23 protein-coding genes are annotated in these 20,684 nt (G+C 74.1%); 12 read left to right on the forward strand and 11 right to left on the reverse strand.

From position 1 onward, the window contains the following. The first annotated feature begins 8 nt into the window (after positions 1 to 8). Positions 9 to 1,583 carry an aminopeptidase P family protein gene (locus tag ACYSMR_RS04490; protein WP_461747493.1) on the forward strand — a complete coding sequence of 525 codons (1,575 nt, stop codon included), beginning with the start codon at positions 9 to 11 and terminating at the stop codon, positions 1,581 to 1,583. 15 nt (positions 1,584 to 1,598) lie between these two features. On the opposite strand, the gene ACYSMR_RS04495 is transcribed toward ACYSMR_RS04490, so the two are convergent. Beyond that, positions 1,599 to 2,432: a YflT domain-containing protein gene (locus ACYSMR_RS04495; RefSeq protein WP_461747494.1), complete on the reverse strand. Its 834-nt coding sequence runs from the start codon at positions 2,430 to 2,432 to the stop codon at positions 1,599 to 1,601. Positions 2,433 to 2,524: 92 nt separating this feature from the next. On the opposite strand from ACYSMR_RS04495, the gene ACYSMR_RS04500 reads away from it, so the two are divergent. The 3 genes from ACYSMR_RS04500 to ACYSMR_RS04510 are packed head-to-tail and all read left to right on the forward strand — an operon-like array spanning position 2,525 to position 5,646. Next, positions 2,525 to 3,826, forward strand: coding sequence for a magnesium transporter MgtE N-terminal domain-containing protein (locus ACYSMR_RS04500; protein ID WP_251333975.1), 1,302 nt, complete (start codon positions 2,525 to 2,527; stop codon positions 3,824 to 3,826). Beyond that, a complete protein-coding gene (locus ACYSMR_RS04505; protein WP_251333976.1) occupies positions 3,819 to 4,454 on the forward strand; it encodes a DUF1003 domain-containing protein in 636 nt (211 codons plus the stop codon). Before ACYSMR_RS04500 ends, ACYSMR_RS04505 begins: the two co-directional genes overlap by 8 nt. Continuing rightward, positions 4,447 to 5,646 (forward strand): Mrp/NBP35 family ATP-binding protein, encoded by a 1,200-nt coding sequence (locus ACYSMR_RS04510; RefSeq protein WP_461747495.1) that lies wholly within the window; start codon positions 4,447 to 4,449, stop codon positions 5,644 to 5,646. The genes ACYSMR_RS04505 and ACYSMR_RS04510 overlap by 8 nt, the downstream gene beginning before the upstream one ends. 10 nt (positions 5,647 to 5,656) lie before the next feature. Here the strand turns inward: ACYSMR_RS04510 and ACYSMR_RS04515 are convergent, their stop codons facing one another. Then, positions 5,657 to 6,004 carry a Sec-independent protein translocase family protein gene (locus ACYSMR_RS04515; protein WP_251333977.1) on the reverse strand — a complete coding sequence of 116 codons (348 nt, stop codon included), beginning with the start codon at positions 6,002 to 6,004 and terminating at the stop codon, positions 5,657 to 5,659. 35 nt (positions 6,005 to 6,039) lie between these two features. Continuing rightward, entirely contained in the window at positions 6,040 to 6,717 is a 678-nt protein-coding gene (locus tag ACYSMR_RS04520) for a hypothetical protein (protein ID WP_251333978.1), read from the reverse strand. A gap of 169 nt (positions 6,718 to 6,886) precedes the next feature. Between ACYSMR_RS04520 and ACYSMR_RS04525 the strand changes: the two genes are divergently transcribed. Then, on the forward strand, positions 6,887 to 7,519 hold the full coding sequence (locus ACYSMR_RS04525) for an O-methyltransferase (RefSeq protein WP_251333979.1): 633 nt from the start codon (positions 6,887 to 6,889) through the stop codon (positions 7,517 to 7,519). A 69-nt stretch (positions 7,520 to 7,588) separates the two neighbouring features. On the opposite strand, the gene ACYSMR_RS04530 is transcribed toward ACYSMR_RS04525, so the two are convergent. The 3 genes from ACYSMR_RS04530 to ACYSMR_RS04540 all read right to left on the reverse strand — a co-directional run bounded on the left by ACYSMR_RS04530 (position 7,589) and on the right by ACYSMR_RS04540 (position 9,388). Next, positions 7,589 to 7,756, reverse strand: a complete 168-nt coding sequence (locus ACYSMR_RS04530; RefSeq protein WP_188535063.1) for a DUF3117 domain-containing protein — start codon at positions 7,754 to 7,756, stop codon at positions 7,589 to 7,591. Between the two features lie 112 nt (positions 7,757 to 7,868). Further along, positions 7,869 to 9,092 (reverse strand): hypothetical protein, encoded by a 1,224-nt coding sequence (locus tag ACYSMR_RS04535; protein ID WP_461747496.1) that lies wholly within the window; start codon positions 9,090 to 9,092, stop codon positions 7,869 to 7,871. Beyond that, on the reverse strand, positions 9,089 to 9,388 hold the full coding sequence (locus ACYSMR_RS04540; protein WP_251333981.1) for a DivIVA domain-containing protein: 300 nt from the start codon (positions 9,386 to 9,388) through the stop codon (positions 9,089 to 9,091). The genes ACYSMR_RS04535 and ACYSMR_RS04540 overlap by 4 nt, the downstream gene beginning before the upstream one ends. A gap of 146 nt (positions 9,389 to 9,534) precedes the next feature. Between ACYSMR_RS04540 and ACYSMR_RS04545 the strand changes: the two genes are divergently transcribed. The 4 genes from ACYSMR_RS04545 (at position 9,535) to ACYSMR_RS04560 (ending at position 12,960) form a co-directional block, all read left to right on the forward strand. Further along, complete coding sequence (locus tag ACYSMR_RS04545) at positions 9,535 to 10,320, forward strand: amino acid ABC transporter ATP-binding protein (RefSeq protein ID WP_375142419.1); 786 nt, start codon at positions 9,535 to 9,537, stop codon at positions 10,318 to 10,320. A gap of 50 nt (positions 10,321 to 10,370) precedes the next feature. Then, positions 10,371 to 11,219, forward strand: coding sequence for a glutamate ABC transporter substrate-binding protein (locus ACYSMR_RS04550; RefSeq protein WP_251333982.1), 849 nt, complete (start codon positions 10,371 to 10,373; stop codon positions 11,217 to 11,219). Positions 11,220 to 11,398: 179 nt separating this feature from the next. Further along, a complete protein-coding gene (locus ACYSMR_RS04555) occupies positions 11,399 to 12,085 on the forward strand; it encodes an amino acid ABC transporter permease (RefSeq protein WP_461747497.1) in 687 nt (228 codons plus the stop codon). Continuing rightward, a complete protein-coding gene (locus tag ACYSMR_RS04560; protein WP_461747498.1) occupies positions 12,085 to 12,960 on the forward strand; it encodes an amino acid ABC transporter permease in 876 nt (291 codons plus the stop codon). Before ACYSMR_RS04555 ends, ACYSMR_RS04560 begins: the two co-directional genes overlap by 1 nt. Positions 12,961 to 12,984: 24 nt before the next feature. Here the strand turns inward: ACYSMR_RS04560 and dapE are convergent, their stop codons facing one another. Further along, the gene (gene dapE / locus ACYSMR_RS04565) at positions 12,985 to 14,112 is read right to left on the reverse strand and encodes a succinyl-diaminopimelate desuccinylase (RefSeq protein WP_461747499.1); all 1,128 of its coding nucleotides are present in this window, start codon (positions 14,110 to 14,112) and stop codon (positions 12,985 to 12,987) included. Positions 14,113 to 14,166: 54 nt separating this feature from the next. Between dapE and dapD the strand changes: the two genes are divergently transcribed. The 3 genes from dapD (at position 14,167) to galE (ending at position 17,235) form a co-directional block, all read left to right on the forward strand. Next, positions 14,167 to 15,132: a 2,3,4,5-tetrahydropyridine-2,6-dicarboxylate N-succinyltransferase gene (dapD, locus tag ACYSMR_RS04570; protein WP_461747500.1), complete on the forward strand. Its 966-nt coding sequence runs from the start codon at positions 14,167 to 14,169 to the stop codon at positions 15,130 to 15,132. A 122-nt stretch (positions 15,133 to 15,254) separates the two neighbouring features. Continuing rightward, the gene (locus ACYSMR_RS04575) at positions 15,255 to 16,178 is read left to right on the forward strand and encodes a hypothetical protein (protein ID WP_309125966.1); all 924 of its coding nucleotides are present in this window, start codon (positions 15,255 to 15,257) and stop codon (positions 16,176 to 16,178) included. A 34-nt stretch (positions 16,179 to 16,212) separates the two neighbouring features. Then, a complete protein-coding gene (gene galE, locus ACYSMR_RS04580; protein WP_251333988.1) occupies positions 16,213 to 17,235 on the forward strand; it encodes a UDP-glucose 4-epimerase GalE in 1,023 nt (340 codons plus the stop codon). Between the two features lie 16 nt (positions 17,236 to 17,251). Here galE and ACYSMR_RS04585 read toward each other — a convergent pair whose 3' ends face one another. The 4 genes from ACYSMR_RS04585 to fdxA all read right to left on the reverse strand — a co-directional run bounded on the left by ACYSMR_RS04585 (position 17,252) and on the right by fdxA (position 20,652). After that, entirely contained in the window at positions 17,252 to 17,617 is a 366-nt protein-coding gene (locus ACYSMR_RS04585; protein ID WP_251333989.1) for an A1S_2505 family phage non-structural protein, read from the reverse strand. 88 nt (positions 17,618 to 17,705) lie between these two features. Beyond that, complete coding sequence (locus ACYSMR_RS04590; protein WP_251333990.1) at positions 17,706 to 19,004, reverse strand: citrate synthase; 1,299 nt, start codon at positions 19,002 to 19,004, stop codon at positions 17,706 to 17,708. Between the two features lie 176 nt (positions 19,005 to 19,180). Further along, positions 19,181 to 20,326, reverse strand: coding sequence for a succinyldiaminopimelate transaminase (gene dapC, locus ACYSMR_RS04595; protein WP_308222202.1), 1,146 nt, complete (start codon positions 20,324 to 20,326; stop codon positions 19,181 to 19,183). Then, positions 20,323 to 20,652, reverse strand: a complete 330-nt coding sequence (gene fdxA, locus ACYSMR_RS04600) for a ferredoxin (protein ID WP_251333991.1) — start codon at positions 20,650 to 20,652, stop codon at positions 20,323 to 20,325. Before fdxA ends, dapC begins: the two co-directional genes overlap by 4 nt. Positions 20,653 to 20,684: the final 32 nt, after the last annotated feature.

Below are 20,684 nucleotides of genomic sequence, written 5' to 3' on the forward strand. Positions count from 1 at the left end.
AAGGAACCATGACAGAGCACAGCACGTCCCCCGCCGACCGCCCCCAGCCGCTGGCCGACCGGGTCGAGAACCGGTCCCAGCGCCCCGACTCCCCCGCCTTCCAGCAGTTCATGGCCTCCCAGTGGGCCGCCGAGGAACCGGCCGCGGTCGAGCGGCTGCCGGTGGCCGACCACGCCGCCGAGCGCCGGCGGCGGATCTCCGCGCGCTTCCCCGGGGAGCGCCTCGTGCTCCCGGCGGGCCCGCTCAAGGTCCGCTCCAACGACACCGACTACCGCTTCCGGCCCCACTCGGCCTTCGCGCACCTGACGGGCCTCGGCGTGGACCACGAGCCCGACGCCGTCCTGGTGCTCGAGCCGGTCGAGGAGGGCGCCGGCGACGACGGCGGCCACCACGAGGCCACCCTGTACTTCCACCCCATGGCGGGGCGGGACTCGAAGGAGTTCTACGCCGACGCGAAGAACGGCGAGTTCTGGGTCGGCGCCCGCCCCACGCTCGAGGAGCTCTCGGCCGCCTACGGGCTGCGCACCCGGAACCTGTCCGGGCTGGAGGTCGCGATCACCAAGAACGCCGGCCCGGCCGCCCTGGGCGGCGTGCGGATCCGGCTGGTGCGCGACGTCGACCTCAACGCGGACGCCCTGGTGGACACCTCCCGGATCAACACCGGGGTGGACCTCGAGGCCTCCGACGCGCTCGACGGCGAGCTGGCCGAGGCCCTCTCCGAGCTGCGCCTCGTCAAGGACGCCCACGAGGTGGCGCAGCTGCAGCAGGCCGTGGACGCGACGGTCGCCGGGTTCACCGACATCGTGCACGTGCTGCCCGCCGCGGCCGGCCACCGGCACCGCGGCGAGCGCATGGTCGAGGGCGCCTTCTTCGCCCGCGCCCGGATGGACGGCAACGACCTCGGCTACGACACGATCGCGGCGTGCGGCAACAACGCCACGGTGCTGCACTGGATCCGCAACACCGGGCGCGTGATCCCCGGGGAGCTCATCCTCGTGGACGCGGGCGTGGAGGCGGACTCCCTCTACACCGCGGACATCACCCGCACGCTACCCGTCAACGGGCGGTTCACGGACGTGCAGCGCCGGATCTACCAGGCGGTCCTCGACGCCGCCGACGCCGCGTTCGACGCGGCCGTGCCGGGCAACCGGTTCCGCGACGTGCACGCCGCCGCGATGGAGGTCCTGGCCCGGCGGCTCGAGAGCTGGGGGCTGCTGCCGGTGACGGCGGAGGTCTCGCTCTCCGCCGAGGGCCAGCACCACCGGCGGTGGATGCCGCACGGGACGAGCCACCACCTGGGCCTGGACGTGCACGACTGCGCGCAGGCCAGGCGGGAGCTGTACGTGGACGGGGTGATCGAGCCCGGGATGGTCTTCACCATCGAGCCGGGGCTGTACTTCAAGGCGGAGGACCTCGCGGTGCCCGAGGAGTACCGCGGGATCGGGGTGCGCATCGAGGACGACGTGCTGATCACCGAGGACGGCAACGTGAACCTGTCCTCGGGCCTGCCCCGCACCCCCGACGAGGTCGAGGCGTGGATGACCGGGCTGTGGCACGCCCGGGAGGGCTCCGAGCCCAGCTGAGCCGGGCGCCGCCCGTCAGCGGGGCGCGTCGGCCGACGTGCTGCCGCCGGCGGGGGGCTCCGTGCGCTCCTCGGCCGGACCCGCGCCGCGGCCCTGTCCCTCCGGCAGCCGGATGCCGAACTGGGGCCGGCCGTCGGGCAGGTCCTCGAACCGGGCCGAGCGTTCGGGCGCCGCGGACCCCGGCGCTGCACCAGCCGGGGCGGCGCCCGCCGCCGGCGCGCCGGTGGGGGCCGGGCCGCCGTAGGACGGCCGCTGCCAGGGGGCGCCCGGCCCGGGCTGCGGGGCGCCCTGCGGCGGCCCCGGCGGCTGGGGGCCCTGCGGCTGGGGCCACTGCTGCTGGGGCGCCGCCGGCAGGCCCGGCAGCCCGCGCAGGCCCTGCAGCACCTGCCGGGCGTGCTGGGCCACCTCGGGGGCGGCCACGACGTCGTAGGAGGTCGCCACGATCTGGTTGGTCGAGGTGAAGTCCCGCTTCCCCCGCTGCATCGCGTACGTTACGGTCGCCAGCAGCATCCAGAAGGCCCCGCCCATGAGCACGGACACGAGCAGCGAGGAGACCCACTGCTCGCCGCCGAGCAGCGACATGATCATCCCGAGGAAGGCCCCGAACACCATCCCGTTGAGGGCCCCCTGCCCGGCGACCCGGGGGTAGCTGAGCCGGCCCGTGACCTGCTCCACGGACTTCAGGTCGTTGCCGACGATCGCGACCTTGGCGACCTCGAACTGCTCGTCCGCGAGGTGGTCCACGGCCTTCTGGGCGTCGGCGTAGGAGCCGTAGCGGCCGATCACCTCCCCGCGGGGCAGGCCTCGGAGGGCGGGGCTGGCGGCGGACGCGGACCGTGGAGAGCTCATGGCCCCATTGTTCCCCATCCGGCTGGGACCGCGCCGCATGCCGGCGCCGGCCCGCGGAGGCCCCGCACCGGCCCGGTGGGTAGTCTTGTACGGTGAGCAGCAACGTCAACAGGATCTTCCTCGCGCGCCTGATCGGCCTCGACGTGTTCGACCCCCTGGGGGACCGTCTCGGCCGGCTGCGCGACGTCGTCGTGCTCATGCGGGGCGGCTCCCGCCACGGGCGCCCGTCGCGCCGCCCCCTCGTGGTGGGCCTCGTGGTCGAGGTCCTCGGCAAGAAGCGCGTGTTCGTCCCCATGACGCGGGTGACCAGCATCGACGCCGACCAGATCATCTGCACGGGCCTCGTGAACCTGCGCCGCTTCGAGCAGCGCGGGGCGGAGACCCTCGCCGTGGCCGAGCTGTTCGACCGCACCGTCGTGCTCCGGGACGGCTCCGGGACCGCGACGGTCGAGGACATGGCCATGGAGCGCAAGCGCAACACCGGGGACTGGGTCGTCACCCAGCTGTTCGTGCGCCGCACCGCGACGACCGGGGGGCTGATGCGCCGCCGCAACGAGACCCTGATCGTGGACTGGGAGGACACCGGGGACCCGTCCGCCGCGGGCCACCAGCCGGCCACCCAGTGGGTCGCGTCCCACGAGGAGGAGCAGGCCGCCGACCTCGCCGACGAGATCCACGACATGTCCGACAAGCGCAAGCTCGAGATCGCGCACGAGCTGCAGGACGACCGGCTCGCCGACGTGCTCCAGGAGCTGCCCGAGGAGGACCAGGTCTTCATCCTCACCAGCATGGAGCCCGAGCGCGCGGCGACGGTGCTCGAGGAGATGGAGCCCGACGACGCCGCCGACCTGCTCAACGAGCTGCCCGACGCCGAGGCGGAGGAGCTGCTCGAGCGCATGCAGCCCGAGGACGCCGAGGACGTCCGGCGGCTGCTCGAGTACGAGGAGGGCACCGCGGGCTCGCTGATGACCCCGGTGCCGATCATCCTGCCGCCGGAGGCCACGGTGGCGGAGGCCCTCGCCCACATCCGCCAGGAGGAGCTCAGCCCCGCCGTGGCGGCGGCCGTGATCGTCTCCCGCGCACCGCTGGAGACCCCCACGGGCAAGTACCTGGGGATGGTGCACACCCAGAAGCTGCTGCGCTACCCGCCGCCCGAGGCGATCGGCAACCTCATCGACCGGTCCCTCGAGCCCGTCTCCGACCTCGCCTCCCTGCGGGACGTGGCCCGGGAGCTCGCGACCTACGACCTGACCATCATCCCCGTGGTCAACGACCACGACCGGGTGGTGGGTGCGATCACCATCGACGACGTCCTCGACGCCCTGCTGCCCGAGGACTGGCGCACCGCCGACGACGGCACCCCGATCCGGAAGGTGGGCAAGCGCTATGAGTGAGTCCCGGCGCTCCCCCGGCGCGGCCCACGGCAACGCGCTGGACCAGCCGCGCGAGCACCGGCCCGGGCTGCTGGACCGGTTCCGGCCCAACCCGGACGCGTTCGGCCGGATGACCGAGGGCTTCGCCCGCTTCATGGGCACCCCCCAGTTCCTGCTGTGGATGACGGTGTTCGTGGCCGTGTGGCTGGGCTGGAACACGCTCGCCCCCGAGTCGGCCCAGTTCGACCCGCGCGCCCTGAACTTCACCCTGCTCACCCTGATGCTGTCCCTGCAGGCGTCCTACGCCGCGCCGCTGCTGCTGCTCGCGCAGAACCGCCAGGACGACCGGGACCGCGTGACGCAGGAGGAGGACCGCCGGCGCGCGCAGCAGAACCTCGCCGACACCGAGTACCTGACCCGGGAGATCGCCTCCCTGCGGATCGCCCTGCGCGAGGTCGCCACCCGCGACTTCGTGCGCTCCGAGCTGCGCTCGGTGCTCGAGGAGATCCTCGAGTCCCAGGACGACGGCCCCGCCCCCGAGGAGCGGGCCGAGGCCGGCGGCCCGGGCCGGTCCCAGCCCCGCCCGCCGCGCCGGCCCGCCCGCCGGCGCCCCTCCGCCCCCGAGACCAGGGAGATCCCCCGTGTCTGAGCTCCGCACCCCCGTCCCCGGCCCCGCCGACCCCCTGGCCGCCGAGGACCTGCACCCGCAGCTGCGCCGCGCCCTCGACCGGGTGCTCGACCCCGAGCTGCGCCGGCCCGTCACCGAGCTGGGCATGATCCGCTCGGCCGTGCTCGACGGCGCCGGGCACGCGCGCGTGCACGTGCTGCTGACCATCCGCGGCTGCCCCCTGCGCTCGACCATCGAGGCCGACGTCCGGGAGGCCGTCGCCGACGTGGCCGGCGTGCGCTCCGTGGCCGTGGAGATCGGGTACATGAGCCCCGAGCAGCGCGCGGCGCTCAAGCAGCGCGTCGGGCACACCCGCACCGTCCCGTTCAACGACCCCTCGTCCCTGACCCGGGTGCACGCCGTGACCAGCGGCAAGGGCGGGGTCGGCAAGTCGACGGTCACCGTGAACCTCGCCGCGGCCCTCGCCGCGCAGGGCCGGTCGGTGGGCATCGTGGACGCGGACGTGCACGGCTTCTCGGTCCCGGGCCTGCTGGGCGTGGACCGGGGGCCCACCCAGGTCGAGGACATGATCCTCCCCCCGGTGGTGGAGGTCCCGGCCGCGGCCCGCACGGGCTCCCGGGAGGGGGTGCTCAAGGTCATCTCCATCGGGATGTTCGTGGACCCGGAGCAGCCGGTCGCGTGGCGCGGGCCGATGCTGCACCGCGCCGTCGAGCAGTTCCTCACCGACGTGCACTTCGGGGACCTCGACCACCTGTTCCTCGACCTGCCGCCGGGCACGGGCGACGTCGCGATCTCCGTGGCGCAGCTGCTGCCGTCGGCGGAGGTCCTCGTGGTCTCCACGCCCCAGCAGGCCGCCGTCGAGGTCGCCGAGCGCTCGGGCGCCCTCGCCCTGCAGACGGGGCAGACGGTGGCCGGGGTGATCGAGAACATGGCGGGGATGCCGATGCCGGACGGGACCGTGCTGGAGCTCTTCGGCTCCGGGGGCGGGGCCCGGATCGCGCAGTCGCTCACCCGGCGGCTGGGCTACGACGTGCCGCTGCTCGGCGCCGTGCCCCTCGACGTCGCCCTCCGCGAGGGCGGGGACGAAGGACGCCCGGTGGTGTGGTCGGCGCCGGACTCGCCCGCGGCACGCGCGCTGCGCGGTGTCGCGGACGCGCTGGGCACGCGCCCGCGCGGGCTGGCGGGGCGGCCGCTGGGCCTGGGACCCCGCTGACGGGTCCGGCTCAGGTCGCCTCGCTGTCGAAGGGGGCGGGCTCCCCCGGGGCCAGCCGGCTGAGGACGGGCGCGGGGCGCGCGGCGACCGGCTTCTCCGGCTCGTCGTCCTCGAGCAGGGCCTGGCGCACGATGGTGCGGGGGTCGTACTGGCGCGGGTCCAGCTTGCGCCAGTCGACGTCGGCCAGCTCGGGGCCGAGGGTCTGCTTGAGGTCCTCGGTGGCGCCGGTGGCGTAGCGCTTCGCGGCCTTGACGAACTCCTTGAGCTTCTCCGCGTACTCCGGCAGCCGCTCCGGCCCGATGATGAACAGGACCAGGAGCACGAGGATGATCGCTTCGCCGCCGTTGATGCCGAGCACAGTGGAAGGTTACCAGCCGCAGGCGGAGCGGCCGCTCAGTCGAAGATCTCGCGCAGGCCCGCGAGCACGGTCGGGACGACGCCCGGATCGCCGGCCGCGGGCGCGACGACCCGTCCCCGCTCGTCCGCCACGACGAGGTTGACGGTGTGGGCCATCGTGGCGGGGCTCGTGTCCGCGGCGACGGTGTAGACGACGCCCTCCCCCGCCAGCACGGCGCGCCACGGCGGGCCGGCGTCGACCCACAGGGGCACCCCGGCGACGGCGGAGGGCTCGAGGCCCTCCGCGCTCACGGGCAGCCCGGTGAGCCCGTCCATGGGGTTGTCCGGGTCCACCCGCCCGCGCTGCTCCACGACGACGACGCTGTCCTCGCCGTGGTGGAGCGCGATGGTGACGACCGGCCGGCCCGCAAGGGTCCCCCGGGTCATAGACGCCACCCGGTACCCGTCGGCGGCGAGCGTGGGCAGCGTCCAGCCCTCGGCGCGCAGCTGGGCGGCGGTGGCGTCGTCCGCGTGCAGGACCCCGCCGGTGCCCGTCCACGCCGCGACCGGGACCTGCTCCTCGTGGCCCTCGGGCTCCGCGGCCACGACCGTGCGCCCGACGGCGTAGCCGGACCCGAGGAGCAGGGTGAGCGCCGCGCTCGCGAGGGCGGCGGCCACGGGCACCGCGTTGCTGCGCCGGGCCGGCGCGGGGCCGGTGCGGTGCGGGCGGGCCATGGGACCTCCTCCGGGGCGGGTCGTGGGGCGGGCGGCGGCTCCGTCGTTCCATGATCGGCGGGGAAGCTGGGCGCGGACTGGACATCGACCGGCCGGGGCGGGCGGCCGGGCCGCGCGGGGGCCAGCCGGTAAGATGACGCGCATCCACTGGAGCGACGAAGGGCGGAACATGGGCGCGGACAAGACGACGAGCTGGTCGTACGCCGAGGCGTTCGCCGTGGAGGACGAGCTCGCCTACCGCGCCCGGGAGCGTTCCCTCGCCCTGCGCATCCCGCCGGTCACCCCCGGCACCGCGGCCGCGCTGACCGTCCTCGCCGCCGCCGCGCGCCCGTCCACGGTCGTGGAGGTGGGCACGGGGGCGGGGGTCTCCGGGCTCGCCCTGCTGCGCGGGCTGCCCGCGGGCTCCGTGCTGACGACCATCGACACCGACATCCGGGCGCTGCGCGCGGCGCGCGACACCTTCCGGGAGGCGGGCGCGCCGACCAGCCGCACCCGCACGATCCCGGGCCGGGCCTCGCTCGTGATGCCCCGGCTGACCGCCGGCGCCTACGACCTCGTGTTCCTCGACGCCGACACGGAGGGGACGCTCCACTACGCCGAGGAGGCGGTGCGCCTGCTGCGCCCGGGCGGGCTGCTCGCCGTCAACGACGCCCTCCACCAGGACAAGGTGGCCCAGCCCGCGAACCGCGAGGACAACACGCGCACGATGCGGGCCGTGCACCGGCTGTTCCGCGAGGACGAGCGCTTCAGCACCGCCCTGCTGCCGACCGGGTCGGGGCTGCTGCTGGCGGTGCGCCGCTGAGCGGGCACGGCAACGGCGAGGGGCCCGGCACCGTGCGGTGCCGGGCCCCTCGCCGCCGTCCGGGTGACGCTACTCGGTCACGCCGGCCAGGCACTCCCTGAGCTCCGCGGCCTCGTCCGGCTTCAGCTCGACCACGAGCCGTCCGCCGCCCTCGAGCGGAACGCGCATGATCAGGCTGCGCCCCTCCTTGGTGACCTCCATCGGTCCGTCACCGGTTCTCGGCTTCATGGCCGCCATGTGGGAACTCCTCTTCCTCAGTAGCTGTGACTCCCATCCTATCCGAGCCGCCGCACCTGCCCGGGACCACCCCGGCGGGCACAGCGCACGCCGGGGCGCGGCCGGAGCGCGGTCAGGGCGGGTAGTCCCCGCCCCCCGGCAGCTGCTTCCAGTGCCACAGCCAGCCCACCCACACGAGCTGCAGGACGGCGCCGGCGAGCACGCAGGCCACCCGGTAGGCGCGGGAGTCCGAGACCGCGGCCAGCGGCAGCGCCAGGGGGAACAGCGGCAGCAGCAGCCGGAAGGTGCTGGTCTGCGGGTGCAGGAACAGCAGGAGGTAGACCCCGTAGCAGGCCAGCCACCCGCGCACGAACGGGTCCAGGTGCTCCCGCACTCCCCGCGCCCGCAGCAGCGCCGCCGCGCCGGCGACGAGCAGCACGGGCGCCACGGCGCCGGCCACCGGGCCGAACAGGTCCGCGCCCGTGGCGAACCACGGCGCCACGAGCCGCAGGTCCTCGCCCCGCCAGGCCGTCTCGGTGTCCGTGTACGCCGCCGGCTCCCCCGTGGCCCACCACGCGAGCGCCGGCCACGCGAGCGCGGCGGCGCACGAGAACAGCGCGAGCCCGAGCAGCCCGTCGACGGCGTCGCGGGCGCGCCGCAGCCGCCCGGAGCGCCGGCGCCGGAGGGTGCGCACGAACCAGGCGATGCCGAGGGCCGCCGCGAACGGCACGCCCGCGGGGCGGGTCAGGCACATGAGCAGCACCACCGGAGCCGCCTCGAGGTGGCGCCCCGAGCAGACCAGCAGCAGGGCCGCGGCGAGCAGCAGCAGGTGCAGCGACTCGGCGTAGGGCACCTGGAGCACGGGCGCGACCGGGGCGAACGCCACGAACGCCAGTCCCCACAGGGCGGTGGCCGGGGACGCGAGGCGCCGGAAGAGCCGCAGCACCAGCACGGCCGCCCCGAAGCCCGCCAGCAGGGAGACCGTCGAGGCCGTGGCGTCCCAGCTCCAGCCCGTGGGGGCCATGAGCCCCCGCACGAGCAGCGGGAAGACGGGGTAGAACGCCCACGCGTTCTCCTGCGCCCGGCCCACCGCGTCGCGGGGCACGGTCCCGGGGTAGCCCTCGCGGGCGATGCGCTCGTACCAGTCGGAGTCCCAGGTCCCGGCGAAGGCCAGGTAGCCGAGGGCGCCGTCGCCCCACGGCCCCGGGCCCTGCCGGCGGGCGACCGTGGTGAACACCGCCCACCCCCACGCCCGGGACGCCGCCCAGACGAGCAGGGCCTGCGCCCACGGGGGCAGGGCGGTCAGGCGGCAGAGCGCCCGCGCGAGGCCGGTCCGGACGGCCGCCGGCGAGCTCACGCGCGCGGTGCCGGGCCGGTGGCCGGGCCCTCCTCCGGCAGCCGCCGGGCGAGGTGGTCGAGCACCGCGTGGACCTCCTCGGGGTCGTAGCCGCGGCGGCGGACGTGGAACGCGATCCGGCCGACGTCGTCGGGGCCGGGGTGCTCGGGCAGCACCAGCGGCGCGTCCGGGGCGGGCTCGGGGCCCACGCCGCCGCGGGAGGCCCACGCCGGCGGGCGGTCCCGGCCCAGGACCACCACCGCCACGACGGTCAGCAGCAGCACGACGCCGGTCAGCGCGAGGAGGAGTTCGCTCATGCTCCCAGGCTATGCGCCGGGGCCGCCGGCGCCGCCCCGCGTCGCGGCGCGGAGCCTGGAACACGGGGCTACGGACGAGTAAATATTTTACGCAATCGCAACGCCCGGAGCCTCGCACCCCCTCGATTTCGACTATGTTCGACGGTATGTCACACGCCACACCGCCCGCCGCGTCGCCCCCCGCTCCGGGCGGGGGCGAGGCCCTGGTCCGCGTCTCGCACGTCAACAAGCACTTCGGGGACCTGCACGTGCTCAAGGACATCAACCTCGCGGTGCGCCGCGGGGAGGTGGTGGTCGTGATCGGCCCCTCCGGCTCCGGCAAGTCCACGCTGTGCCGCGCCATCAACCGGCTCGAGGGCATCGACGACGGCGAGATCCTCATCGACGGCAAGCGCCTGCCCGAGGAGGGCGCGGCCCTCGCGCGGCTGCGGGCCGACGTCGGGATGGTCTTCCAGTCCTTCAACCTCTTCGCGCACAAGTCCGTGCTGCAGAACGTGACCCTCGGGCCCATGAAGGTCCGGGGGAAGTCGGCCGCCGAGGCCAAGCAGCGCGCCATGGAGCTGCTCACACGGGTCGGGGTGGCCAACCAGGCGGAGAAGCTGCCCGCCCAGCTCTCCGGCGGCCAGCAGCAGCGCGTGGCGATCGCCCGCGCCCTGGCCATGGACCCGAAGGTCATGCTCTTCGACGAGCCGACCTCCGCCCTGGACCCCGAGATGATCAACGAGGTCCTCGACACCATGGTGGCCCTCGCGAAGCAGGGCATGACGATGATCGTGGTCACCCACGAGATGGGCTTCGCCCGCAAGGCCGCCGACCGCGTCGTGTTCATGGCGGACGGGCAGATCGTCGAGGAGAGCACCCCGGAGGAGTTCTTCACCGCTCCGCGCTCCGAGCGCGCCAAGGACTTCCTGGGCAAGATCCTCGGGCACTGACCCGCCGTCCCCTCCGACCCATCGTTCCCACCTGAAGCAAGGAGCACACCATGCGCCACACCAAGCCCCTCGGACTGGCCGCGATGGCCGCCGTGGCCGCCCTGACCCTCACCGCGTGCGGAGGGGGCGACGGCGGCGGTTCGGAGACCGCCGGCGGCGACGGGGGCGGCGAGACCGTCCGGATCGGCATCAAGTTCGACCAGCCGGGCCTCGGCTTCCAGGACGGCGACCAGTACACGGGCTTCGACGTCGACGTCGCCAAGTACGTGGCCGGGGAGCTCGGCTACGCGGAGGACCAGATCGAGTGGGTCGAGTCCCCCTCGGCGAACCGCGAGAACATGCTCGCCAACGACCAGGTCGACATGATCTTCGCGACCTACTCCATCACCGACGAGCGCCGGCAGACCGTGGACTTCGCGGGCCCGTACTTCGTCGCCGGCCAGGACCTGCTGGTGCGCGCCGACGAGACCGGCATCACCGGCCCCGAGGACCTCGAGGGCAAGAACCTGTGCTCGGTCACCGGCTCGACCTCCGCGGTCAAGGTCAAGGAGGAGGTGCCCGGGGTGAACCTCGTCGAGCAGGGCGGCTACGCCGAGTGCGTGACCTTCCTGGAGTCCGGCCAGGTGGACGCGGTGACCACCGACGACATCATCCTGGCCGGCCTGGCCTCCACGGAGGCCAACGCGGGCAAGTTCAAGGTCGTCGGCAACACGTTCTCCGAGGAGAACTACGGCGTGGGCCTGCCCAAGGGCTCCGACCGGTGCGAGGCGATCAACGAGGCCATCACCAAGATGATCGACGAGGGCGCCTGGCAGGAGGCCGTGACCGCGAACACCGAGGGCGCGGACTACGAGTTCAACGCCCAGCTCAACCCGCCGACGCCGGAGCCCTGCGCCTGAGCGGGGACCCGCGCGCCGCCCGCGCGTGAGCGGTGCCGTGGCCGGGCCCCGTGCCCGGCCACGGCACCCGGGACCCGTCCCGCTCCCCGCGCCGCCACCCCGCGGGACCGCCGACCCGCCGACCGACCGACGAAGGGCACTGCCGTGACCCAGGACCTGCGCGAGCTCCGGGAGCTCCCGTGACCGACTACCTGAACGACTTCGCGAGCCTGTTCGCCCAGTACGACGTGCTCGGCGCCTTCTGGGTCAACATCAAGCTGACCTTCTTCGCCGCGATCGGGTCGATGCTGCTGGGCTCCCTGGTCGCGCTCATGCGCATCTCCCCCGTCGCGTCGCTGCGGCTGCTCGGGACCGGCTACGTCAACCTGTTCCGCAACACGCCCCTGACCATCATCCTGGTGTTCCTGATCCTGGGCGTGTGGAGCCAGCTGGGCATCGCCCTGTCCTCGGACTTCAACCGGAACTTCTTCGTCTACGCCGTGCTCGGCCTGACGGTCTACCACGCCGCGTTCGTGTGCGAGGCCATCCGCTCCGGCGTGAACACCGTGCCCGTGGGCCAGGCCGAGGCCGCCCGGGCGATCGGGCTGAGCTTCCTGCCCGCGGCCCGGCTGGTCATCTTCCCGCAGGCGCTGCGCGGGGCGATCACCCCGCTGGGCAACACCCTCATCGCCCTGACCAAGAACACCACCGTCGCCGCGGCCGCGTCCGTCACCGAGATCTCGGCCCTGATGAAGACCATGATCGAGTTCCGCCCGGACGTCATCATCGCGGTCTTCCTCACCGTGGCGCTCGGCTTCGTCCTGCTCGTCGTCCCGGTGGGCCTGCTCACCACCTGGGCCTCCCGGAAACTGGCGGTGAAGCGCTGATGGCCTCCTCGACGGCCCAGAACGTCCTCTTCGACGTCCAGGGGCCCCGGGCCCGCCGGACCACCGCGGTCCTCAACGTGGTGGGGGTGCTGCTCGTCGCCGCCCTCGCCTGGGCCGTCCTCGGCAAGCTCGCGGACCAGGGGCAGCTGGACGCCACGAAGTGGGCGTCCCTGTTCACCGGGCGCACGTGGGAGAACTTCCTCCTGCCGGGCCTGGTGCAGACCCTGAAGGCGGCGCTGCTGGCCGTGGTGCTCTCCGTGGCGTTCGGCCTCGTCTTCGGGCTGGGCCGGCTCTCCCAGCTCGCCCCGGTGCGCTGGGTCTCGACCGCCGTCGTGGAGTTCTTCCGTGCGGTGCCCGTGCTGGTGATGATGATCTTCTTCTACCTGGGCATCGGCCGCGCCGACCTGGTGGAGCCCGCCGCCGTGCCGTTCTGGGCCGTGGTGCTGGGGCTGATGTTCTACAACGGCTCCGTGATCGCGGAGCTGATCCGCTCCGGCGTCCACCAGCTGCCCAAGGGCCAGCGGGAGGCGGGCCTCGCCATCGGCCTCACGCCGTCCCGGACGCTGCGCCTCGTGGAGCTGCCGCAGGCGCTGACGGCGATGCTCCCGTCGATGGTCAGCCAGTTCGTGGTCATCCTCAAGGACACCGCGCTGGGCTACATCATCACCTATCCCGAGCTGCTGGCCAGCGCCCGCCGGCTCGGCTCCGGGGACGGCAACATCCTCCAGGCCCTGTTCGTGGCCGCGCTGGTCTTCGTGGTCATCAACTACCTGCTCACGGTCCTGGCGGCCTGGCTGTCCCGGTTCCTCAGCTACCGGACGGCGGGCCCGACCAGGCCGGCGGAGGGCCCGCTGGCCGCCGAGGAGACCGCCTGACGGCCCGCCGGCCGCGCCAGCCGCTCAGTCCGTGAGCCAGGCCGCGAGGGCGCGGTAGCACTGCCGCACGGCCTCGGCGGGCACGTGCTCGTCGTCGGTGTGGGCGAGCAGGGCGTCGCCGGGGCCGAAGTTCACGGCCGGCACGCCCATCTGCGAGAAGCGCGCCACGTCGGTCCAGCCGTACTTCGGCTTCGGCTCGTGGCCCACCGCGGCCACGAACGCCGCCGCGGCCGGGCGGTCCAGGCCGGGGCGGGCCGCCGGGGACAGGTCCGTGACCTGGAACTCGTAGCCGGCGAAGACCTCCCGCACGTGGGCGAGGGCCTCCTCGGGGGTCCGGTCCGGGGCGAAGCGGTAGTTGACCTCCACGCTCGCCGCGTCGGGGATCACGTTCCCGGCCACGCCTCCGGTGATCCGGATGGCGTTGAGCCCCTCGCGGTACTCGAGACCCTCCACCGCGACGGTGCGCGCCTCGTAGGCGGCGAGGCGGGCCAGGACGTCGGCCTGCTTGTGGATGGCGTTGTCGCCGATCCAGGACCGGCCCGAGTGGGCGGCGCGGCCCGTGGTCGTGATCCGGAACCGCATCGTGCCGTTGCACCCGCCCTCCACGGTCCCGTCGGTGGGCTCGAGGAGCACCGCGAAGTCCGCCGCGAGCAGGGCGGGGGCGTTGCGCTGCAGCCGGGCGAGCCCGCTCGAGGCCGCGTCGACCTCCTCGTGGTCGTAGAAGACGTAGCTGACGTCCCGGTTCGGGGCCGTGAGGGCGGCGGCGAGCGCCAGCTGGACGGCCACGCCGCCCTTCATGTCCACGGTGCCGCGGCCGTAGAGCACCCGGCCGCCGTCGGCCCACGAGGAGGGGACGGTCCCGCGGGCGCCGGGCGCGGTCGGCAGCGGCACGGTGTCCAGGTGGCCCGCCAGCACGACCCGTTCCGCCCGGCCCAGCTCGGTGCGGGCGACCACCGCGTCCCCGTCGCGGTGCACGCTCAGGTGCGGCAGCCGGCGCAGCGCGGCCTCCACGGCGTCGGCGAGAGGGCCCTCGTGGTCGGAGACGGAGTGCAGGTCGACCAGGGCCGCCGTGAGGTCGGCGGGGTCCGCGGCGAGGTCGAGGGTACGGGCGGCGCCGGGGACGGTCCCGGGGGCGGTCTCGGGGGCAGTCATGGCGCCAGCATAGCGGCGGCCCCCGGGCGGACCGGCCGCGACGGTCCCCCTAGGATGGAGGCCATGACTGCTTCCACCTCCCGTCCCGCCTCCGGACTCGGCCTGGCCACCGTCGTGGCCTCCGGCCCCAAGGAGGGCACCGTCCTCGACGTCTGGTACCCCGCACCGTCCCTGTCCGGCGCGGTCGACACCGCGCTCGGCGCCGAGCTGCGGCTCGCGGCCACCGCCGACCCGGAGCGCAACGTGCGCGCCGAGGTCGTCGAGACGGTGGTCGACCTCGACGACGCCCCCGCCGACGCCGCCGACGCGTACCTGCGCCTGCACCTGCTCTCCCACCGCCTCGTGCGCCCGAACACCCTGAACCTGGACGGCGTCTTCGGGCTGCTGGCCAACGTGGCCTGGACGGACCGCGGGCCCGTGCTGGCCGAGGAGCTCGACGCCCTGCGGGTGCGGCTCAGGGCCTCCGGCGGGCACGTCACCGTGCACAGCGTCGACAAGTTCCCGCGCATGGTCGACTACGTGGTGCCCTCCGGCGTGCGGATCGGTGACGCCAGCCGGATCCGGCTGGGCGCCCACCTGGCCGAGGGGACCACCGTGATGCACGAGGGCTTCGTGAACTTCAACGCCGGCACGCTCGGCCAGTCGATGGTCGAGGGCCGGATCAGCGCCGGCGTCGTCGTGGGCGACGCGACGGACGTCGGCGGCGGCGCCTCCATCATGGGCACCCTCTCCGGGGGCGGCAAGGAGCGGATCACCGTGGGCGAGCGGGTGCTGCTCGGCGCGAACTCGGGCGTGGGCATCTCCCTGGGCGACGACTGCGTGGTCGAGGCCGGGCTCTACGTCACCGCGGGCACCCGGGTGAGCGTGCACGCCGACGGGCAGGAGTCCACGGCCAAGGCCTCGGAGCTGTCCGGGGTGCCCAACCTGCTGTTCCGCCGTAACTCCCTCACCGGCGCGGTCGAGGTCCTGCCGCGCGCCGGCGGGACCGTGGAGCTCAACGCGGCGCTGCACGCCAACTGAGCCCCGGCTCCTCCCCCTCCCGGCGGGCGGCCGGTGCTCCCGGCCGGTGCTCCCGGCCGCCGCACCGGCCGCCCGCTCCTCGGCCCCCGTCCCCTCCCCGTTCCGCCCGTCCAGGAGTTCCCGTGTCCTCCCCCGCCTCCGGCCGCCGCACCAGGACGGCCTGGCTGAGCCTGTTCGTCCTCCTCCTGTGCTGCGGGCTGGTGGCCGCCGCCGCCCTCGTCGCCGTGGAGCTGCGCGCGGGCCGGCCCTCCGCCGGCGAGCCGCGGTGCGTGGTGACGACCACGGGCGCCGACGGGGAGCCCCGGCGGCACGTGCTCTCCGCGGAGCAGGCGGCCAACGCCGCGCTCGTGACGGCGGAGTCCGTGGAGCGCGGCGCCGACCCGTACGCGGCCGTCGTGGCGCTGGCCACGGCGATGCAGGAGTCTGCGCTGGTGAACGTTGACTACGGCGACCGGGACTCCGTGGGCCTGTTCCAGCAGCGCCCGTCCCAGGGCTGGGGCACGGTGGAGCAGATCCTCGACCCCGAGTACGCCACCCGCGCCTTCTACGACCGCCTCGCCACGACCGACTACCGCTCGCTGCCCGTGACCGAGGCGGCGCAGGCCGTCCAGCGCTCCGCCCACCCGGACGCGTACGCCAAGCACGAGGGCCTGGCCCGCGCCTGGGCGGACAGCCTCACCGGGCGCAGCGAGGCCTCCCTCAACTGCGTGCTGCCCCCGCCCGCGGAGCCCGGGGACGCGACGCGGGCCGCCGGCGCCCTCGCCGACGCGCTCGGGACCGCCCTGCCCGCGCCCCGGGCCGACGGCGACCGGGTGGTCGTGCCCGGCCCGGAGGAGGCGGCGGGCTGGGCCGCGGCGCACTGGGCGCTCGCCCACGCGGCCGAGCTGGGGATCACCGAGGTCTCCTTCGACGGGCGCACCTGGGTCCGCGACGACCAGCGCACCACCCGCTTCGCGCCCGCCCCCGGCTGGCGGGCCGGCGCCGAGGCCCACCCCGACGGCGCCCCGGCGGCCGCCGACCTCGTCGTCGTCCTCGCGAGCCGCTGAGCGGGCCTGCCGCCGGGGCCGATACGCTGAGGGCATGAAGATTCTCGTCACCGGGGGAACCGGCTACATCGGCTCGCACACCGTCCTCGCCCTGCTGGACGCAGGCCACGACGTCGTCGTGATGGACAACCTCGCCAACTCCTCCCGCGCCTCCCTGGAGCGGGTCGAGGAACTGGCGGGCCGGCCGGTCACCGCGTTCTCCCGGACCGACCTGCTGGACCCCGCCGGCCTGGACGCCCTCTTCGCCGAGCACCGCCCCCAGGCCGTGATCCACTTCGCCGGGCTCAAGGCCGTGGGCGAGTCCGCCGAGAAGCCCCTGTGGTACTACCGCACCAACGTCACCGGCACCCTGAACCTGCTGCAGGCGATGGAGGCCAACGGCTGCCGCTCCATCGTCTTCTCCTCCTCCGCGACCGTCTACGGCGCCCCGGAGCAGATGCCGCTGACCGAGAAGCAGCCCATGGACGCCCAGAACCCCTACGGGCGCACCAAGGAGCACATCGAGGACATGCTCGTCGACCTCGCCGCCTCCGACCCGTCCTGGAGCGTCGCCCTGCTGCGCTACTTCAACCCCGTCGGCGCCCACGAGTCCGGCCGGATCGGCGAGGACCCCACGGGCGTGCCCAACAACCTGCTGCCGTTCATCGCCCAGGTGGCCGTGGGCCGGCGGGAGAAGCTGCGGGTCTTCGGCGCCGACTACCCCACCGCCGACGGCACGGGGGTGCGCGACTACATCCACGTGGTGGACCTCGCCGAGGGCCACCTCAAGGCGCTCGACCACGTCGCCGCCCACGGCGGGGTGCACACCTGGAACCTCGGCACGGGCAAGGGCTACTCGGTGCTCGAGGTCCACGCGGCCTTCGAGAGGGCCTCCGGGCGCACCGTCCCCTACGAGGTCGTCGCCCGGCGCCCGGGCGACGCCGCGGTCTCCTACGCCGACCCCTCGGCGGCGCTGGCCGAGCTCGGCTGGTCGGCGCGGCGCGACATCGACACGATGTGCCGCGACCACTGGAACTGGCAGCGCAGCAACCCGCAGGGCTACGCCACCGGCGCCTGAGCGGCGGCCCCGGGGCTCACCAGCCCCGGGGCCGGACCACGTTGGCGGGGGCGCCGGCGAAGAGGTCCGCGACCTTGCGCTCGTCGTGGCCCGCGATGCCGGTGCCCACCCGGGTGAGCCAGAACGTGAGCTCGGGGTGGGCCCGGGCGAAGTCCACGAACGCGGCGGCCTCCCGCTCCAGGACCGCGAAGCCGCTCATGGTGTCGATGGCGTAGGAGCGCCCCCGCAGTCCGTGGCCCACACCGGGCTCGGCCCCGAAGCGCTCGACGGCGGTGCGCGCCGCGCCGGCCAGGTGGGCGCCGCGCGCGTTGGAGCCGAAGACGAAGACCTCGTCCGGGCCGAGCTCCGTGATCCGGTCGGGGGTGTGCCGCTGCTCGCTCATGCGCCCCACCCTACCGGGGCACGGCCAACGGCCGGGGCCGCGCGTCCCCCGGGAGGACGCGCGGCCCCGGCCGTCGTGCGGGCGCGGCTCAGGCCTGCGGGTAGTGCCGCTCCCCCTCGCCCACGTAGAGCTGGCGCGGACGGCCGATCTTGCTCTCGGGGTCCTCGATCATCTCGCGCCACTGGGCGATCCAGCCGGGCAGGCGCCCGATCGCGAAGAGCACGGTGAACATCTTCTCCGGGAAGCCCATGGCCTTGTAGATCAGGCCGGTGTAGAAGTCGACGTTCGGGTACAGCTTGCGCTCCACGAAGTAGTCGTCGGCGAGGGCCTTGTCCTCCAGGCGCATCGCGATCTCGAGCTGCTCGTCGTTGCCGCCGAGCTTCTCCAGCAGGTCGTGGGCGTAGTCCTTGACGATGCGGGCGCGCGGGTCGTAGTTCTTGTAGACCCGGTGGCCGAAGCCCATGAGCCGGACCCCGGCCTCCTTGTTCTTCACCTTCTCCATGAAGTCCTCGGGCTTGATGCCGTCCTGCTGGATCCGGTTGAGCATGGCCAGCACGGCCTCGTTGGCGCCGCCGTGCAGGGGGCCGTAGAGGGCGTTGATGCCGGCGGAGACCGACGCGAACATGTTCGCGTGGGAGGAGCCCACGAGCCGCACGGTGGAGGTCGAGCAGTTCTGCTCGTGGTCGGCGTGCAGCATCAGCAGCACGTCGAGGGCCTTGGCCATGGTGGGGTCGATCTCGTAGTCCTCGGCGGGGACGCCGAAGCACATCCGCAGGAAGTTCTCCGAGTAGTTGAGCTCGTTGTGCGGGTAGAGCATCGGCTCGCCCTTGGACTTCTTGAACGCGTACGCCGCCAGCGTGGGGACCTTGGCGAGCAGGCGGATCGTGGAGATTTCCACCTGCTCCTCGTCGAACGGGTTCAGGGAGTCGGCGTAGAACGTCGACAGCGCCGACACGGCCGAGGACAGCACCGGCATCGGGTGCGCGTTGCGCGGGAAGCCGTTGAAGAAGCTCTTGAGGTCCTCGTGGACCATCGTGTGGCGGCGGATGCGCGTGTCGAAGTCGGCCAGCTGCTCCGGGGTGGGCAGCTCGCCGTAGATCAGCAGGTACGCGGTCTCGATGAAGCTGGAGTGCTCCGCGAGCTCCTCGATCGGGTAGCCGCGGTAGCGCAGGATGCCGTTGGCGCCGTCGATGTAGGTGATCGCCGAGCGCGCGTTGGCGGTGTTCACGAAGCCCGGGTCGAAGGAGACGTTGCCGGTCTCCTTGAGCAGGCTGGAGATCGCGTACCCCTTGTTGCCCTCGGTCGCATCCAGGATCGGGAGCTCCAGGCTCCGGCCCTCGCCGTACGCGAGCTGGGCCGTCGCAGGCCCCTGTGCAGACTCAGTCATGTTCGTCCTCCGCGGATGGGTTCAGTGGCCGCTTCCGGACCGGACCCGCCGGGCACCACCTCGGGCGCGGCAGGAGCGTGTCGCGGGACACGGCATCAATCAGGTCCAACCTACTCCTCGGTCCGCGCCGCGACCAATTCCCGCGCCGGGGCCGGCGGGCGCGCCGCCCGGGTTCCTCAGGCGCCGCGGAGGCGCTCCACGGCCGCGTCGATCCGCTCGTCGGCGGCGGTGAGGGCCAGGCGCACGTGGCCCTCGCCCGCCGTCCCGTAGAAGACGCCGGGGCCGACGACGACGCCCTGCTCGGCGAAGCGGCGCACGGTCTCCCACGTGTCCTCGCCCGCGGTGGCCCACAGGTAGAGCCCCGCCTCGGAGTCCTCGATCCGCAGCCCGAACGCCTCGACCGCCGGCACGAGCCGCTCCCGGCGGGACCGGTAGCGCGCCTTCTGCGCCTGGACGTGCTCGTCGTCGCCCAGGCCCGCCCGCATGGCCTCCTGGACCGGTGCCGGGACGATCATGCCGGCGTGCTTGCGGGAGTTCACGAGGCTGCGCATGAGCGCCCCGTCCCCGGCCAGGAACGCGGCACGGTAGCCGGCCACGTTGGACTGCTTGGACATGGAGTACGCGGACAGCAGCAGGGCGTGGTCCCCGCCGGTGACCCGGGGGTCCAGCACGGACGGGACGGGCGTGCCGCCCTGCTGGACGTCCCACGCGCCCCAGCCGAGCTCCGCGTAGCACTCGTCGGAGGCCACGACGGCCCCGAGGCCGCGGGCCTGGTCCACGATCCGCCGCACCGAGGCCACGTCCCGCACGCGCCCGGTCGGGTTGGCGGGCGAGTTGATCCACACCAGGCGCACGCGGGAGCGCACCTCCGGGGTGAGCTCGTCGAGGTCGTCCGCCGCCACGGCCTCGGCGCCGGCGAGCCGCGCCCCGATGTCGTAGGTCGGGTAGGCCACCGTGGGCCGCACGAGCACGTCACCCGGGCGCAGCCCGAGCAGCAGGGGCAGCCACGCCACGAGCTCCTTGGAGCCGACGGTGGGCATCACGGCGTCCGGGTCCAGCCCCGGCACGCCGCGGCGGCGCCCGTACCACGCCACGACGGCCTCCCGCAGGGCGGGGGTGCCGTGGGTGGTCGGGTAGCCGGGGGCGTCGGCGGCACCCGCCAGGGCCTCCCGGACCACGGCCGGGGTGGGGTCGACGGGCGTGCCGATCGACAGGTCCACGACGCCGTCCGGGTGCTGCGCGGCGACGGCCCGGTAGGGGGCCATCGTGTCCCAGGGGTAGTCCGGGAGGTCCAGGCCGAAGGGCCGGGCCGTCACCGTCACTGCGCGCCCTGGTTCTGCGGGGGCAGCGCCCCGATCATGGGGTGGTCCTTGTGGGTGTTGCCGAGCTTCGCGGCGCCGCCCGGGGAGCCGAGGTCGTCGAAGAACTCGACGTTGGCCTTGTAGTAGTCGGCCCACTCCTCCGGGGTGTCGTCCTCGTAGTAGATGGCCTCGACGGGGCAGACCGGCTCGCAGGCCCCGCAGTCCACGCACTCGTCGGGGTGGATGTAGAGGGAGCGCTCGCCCTCGTAGATGCAGTCCACGGGGCACTCCTCGACGCAGGCCTTGTCCTTCACGTCGACACAGGGCTGGGCGATGACGTACGTCACGGTGGTTCGTACCTTTCTGCTGGGGTGCTCGT

The organism is Kocuria sp. U4B, assembly GCF_054875615.1.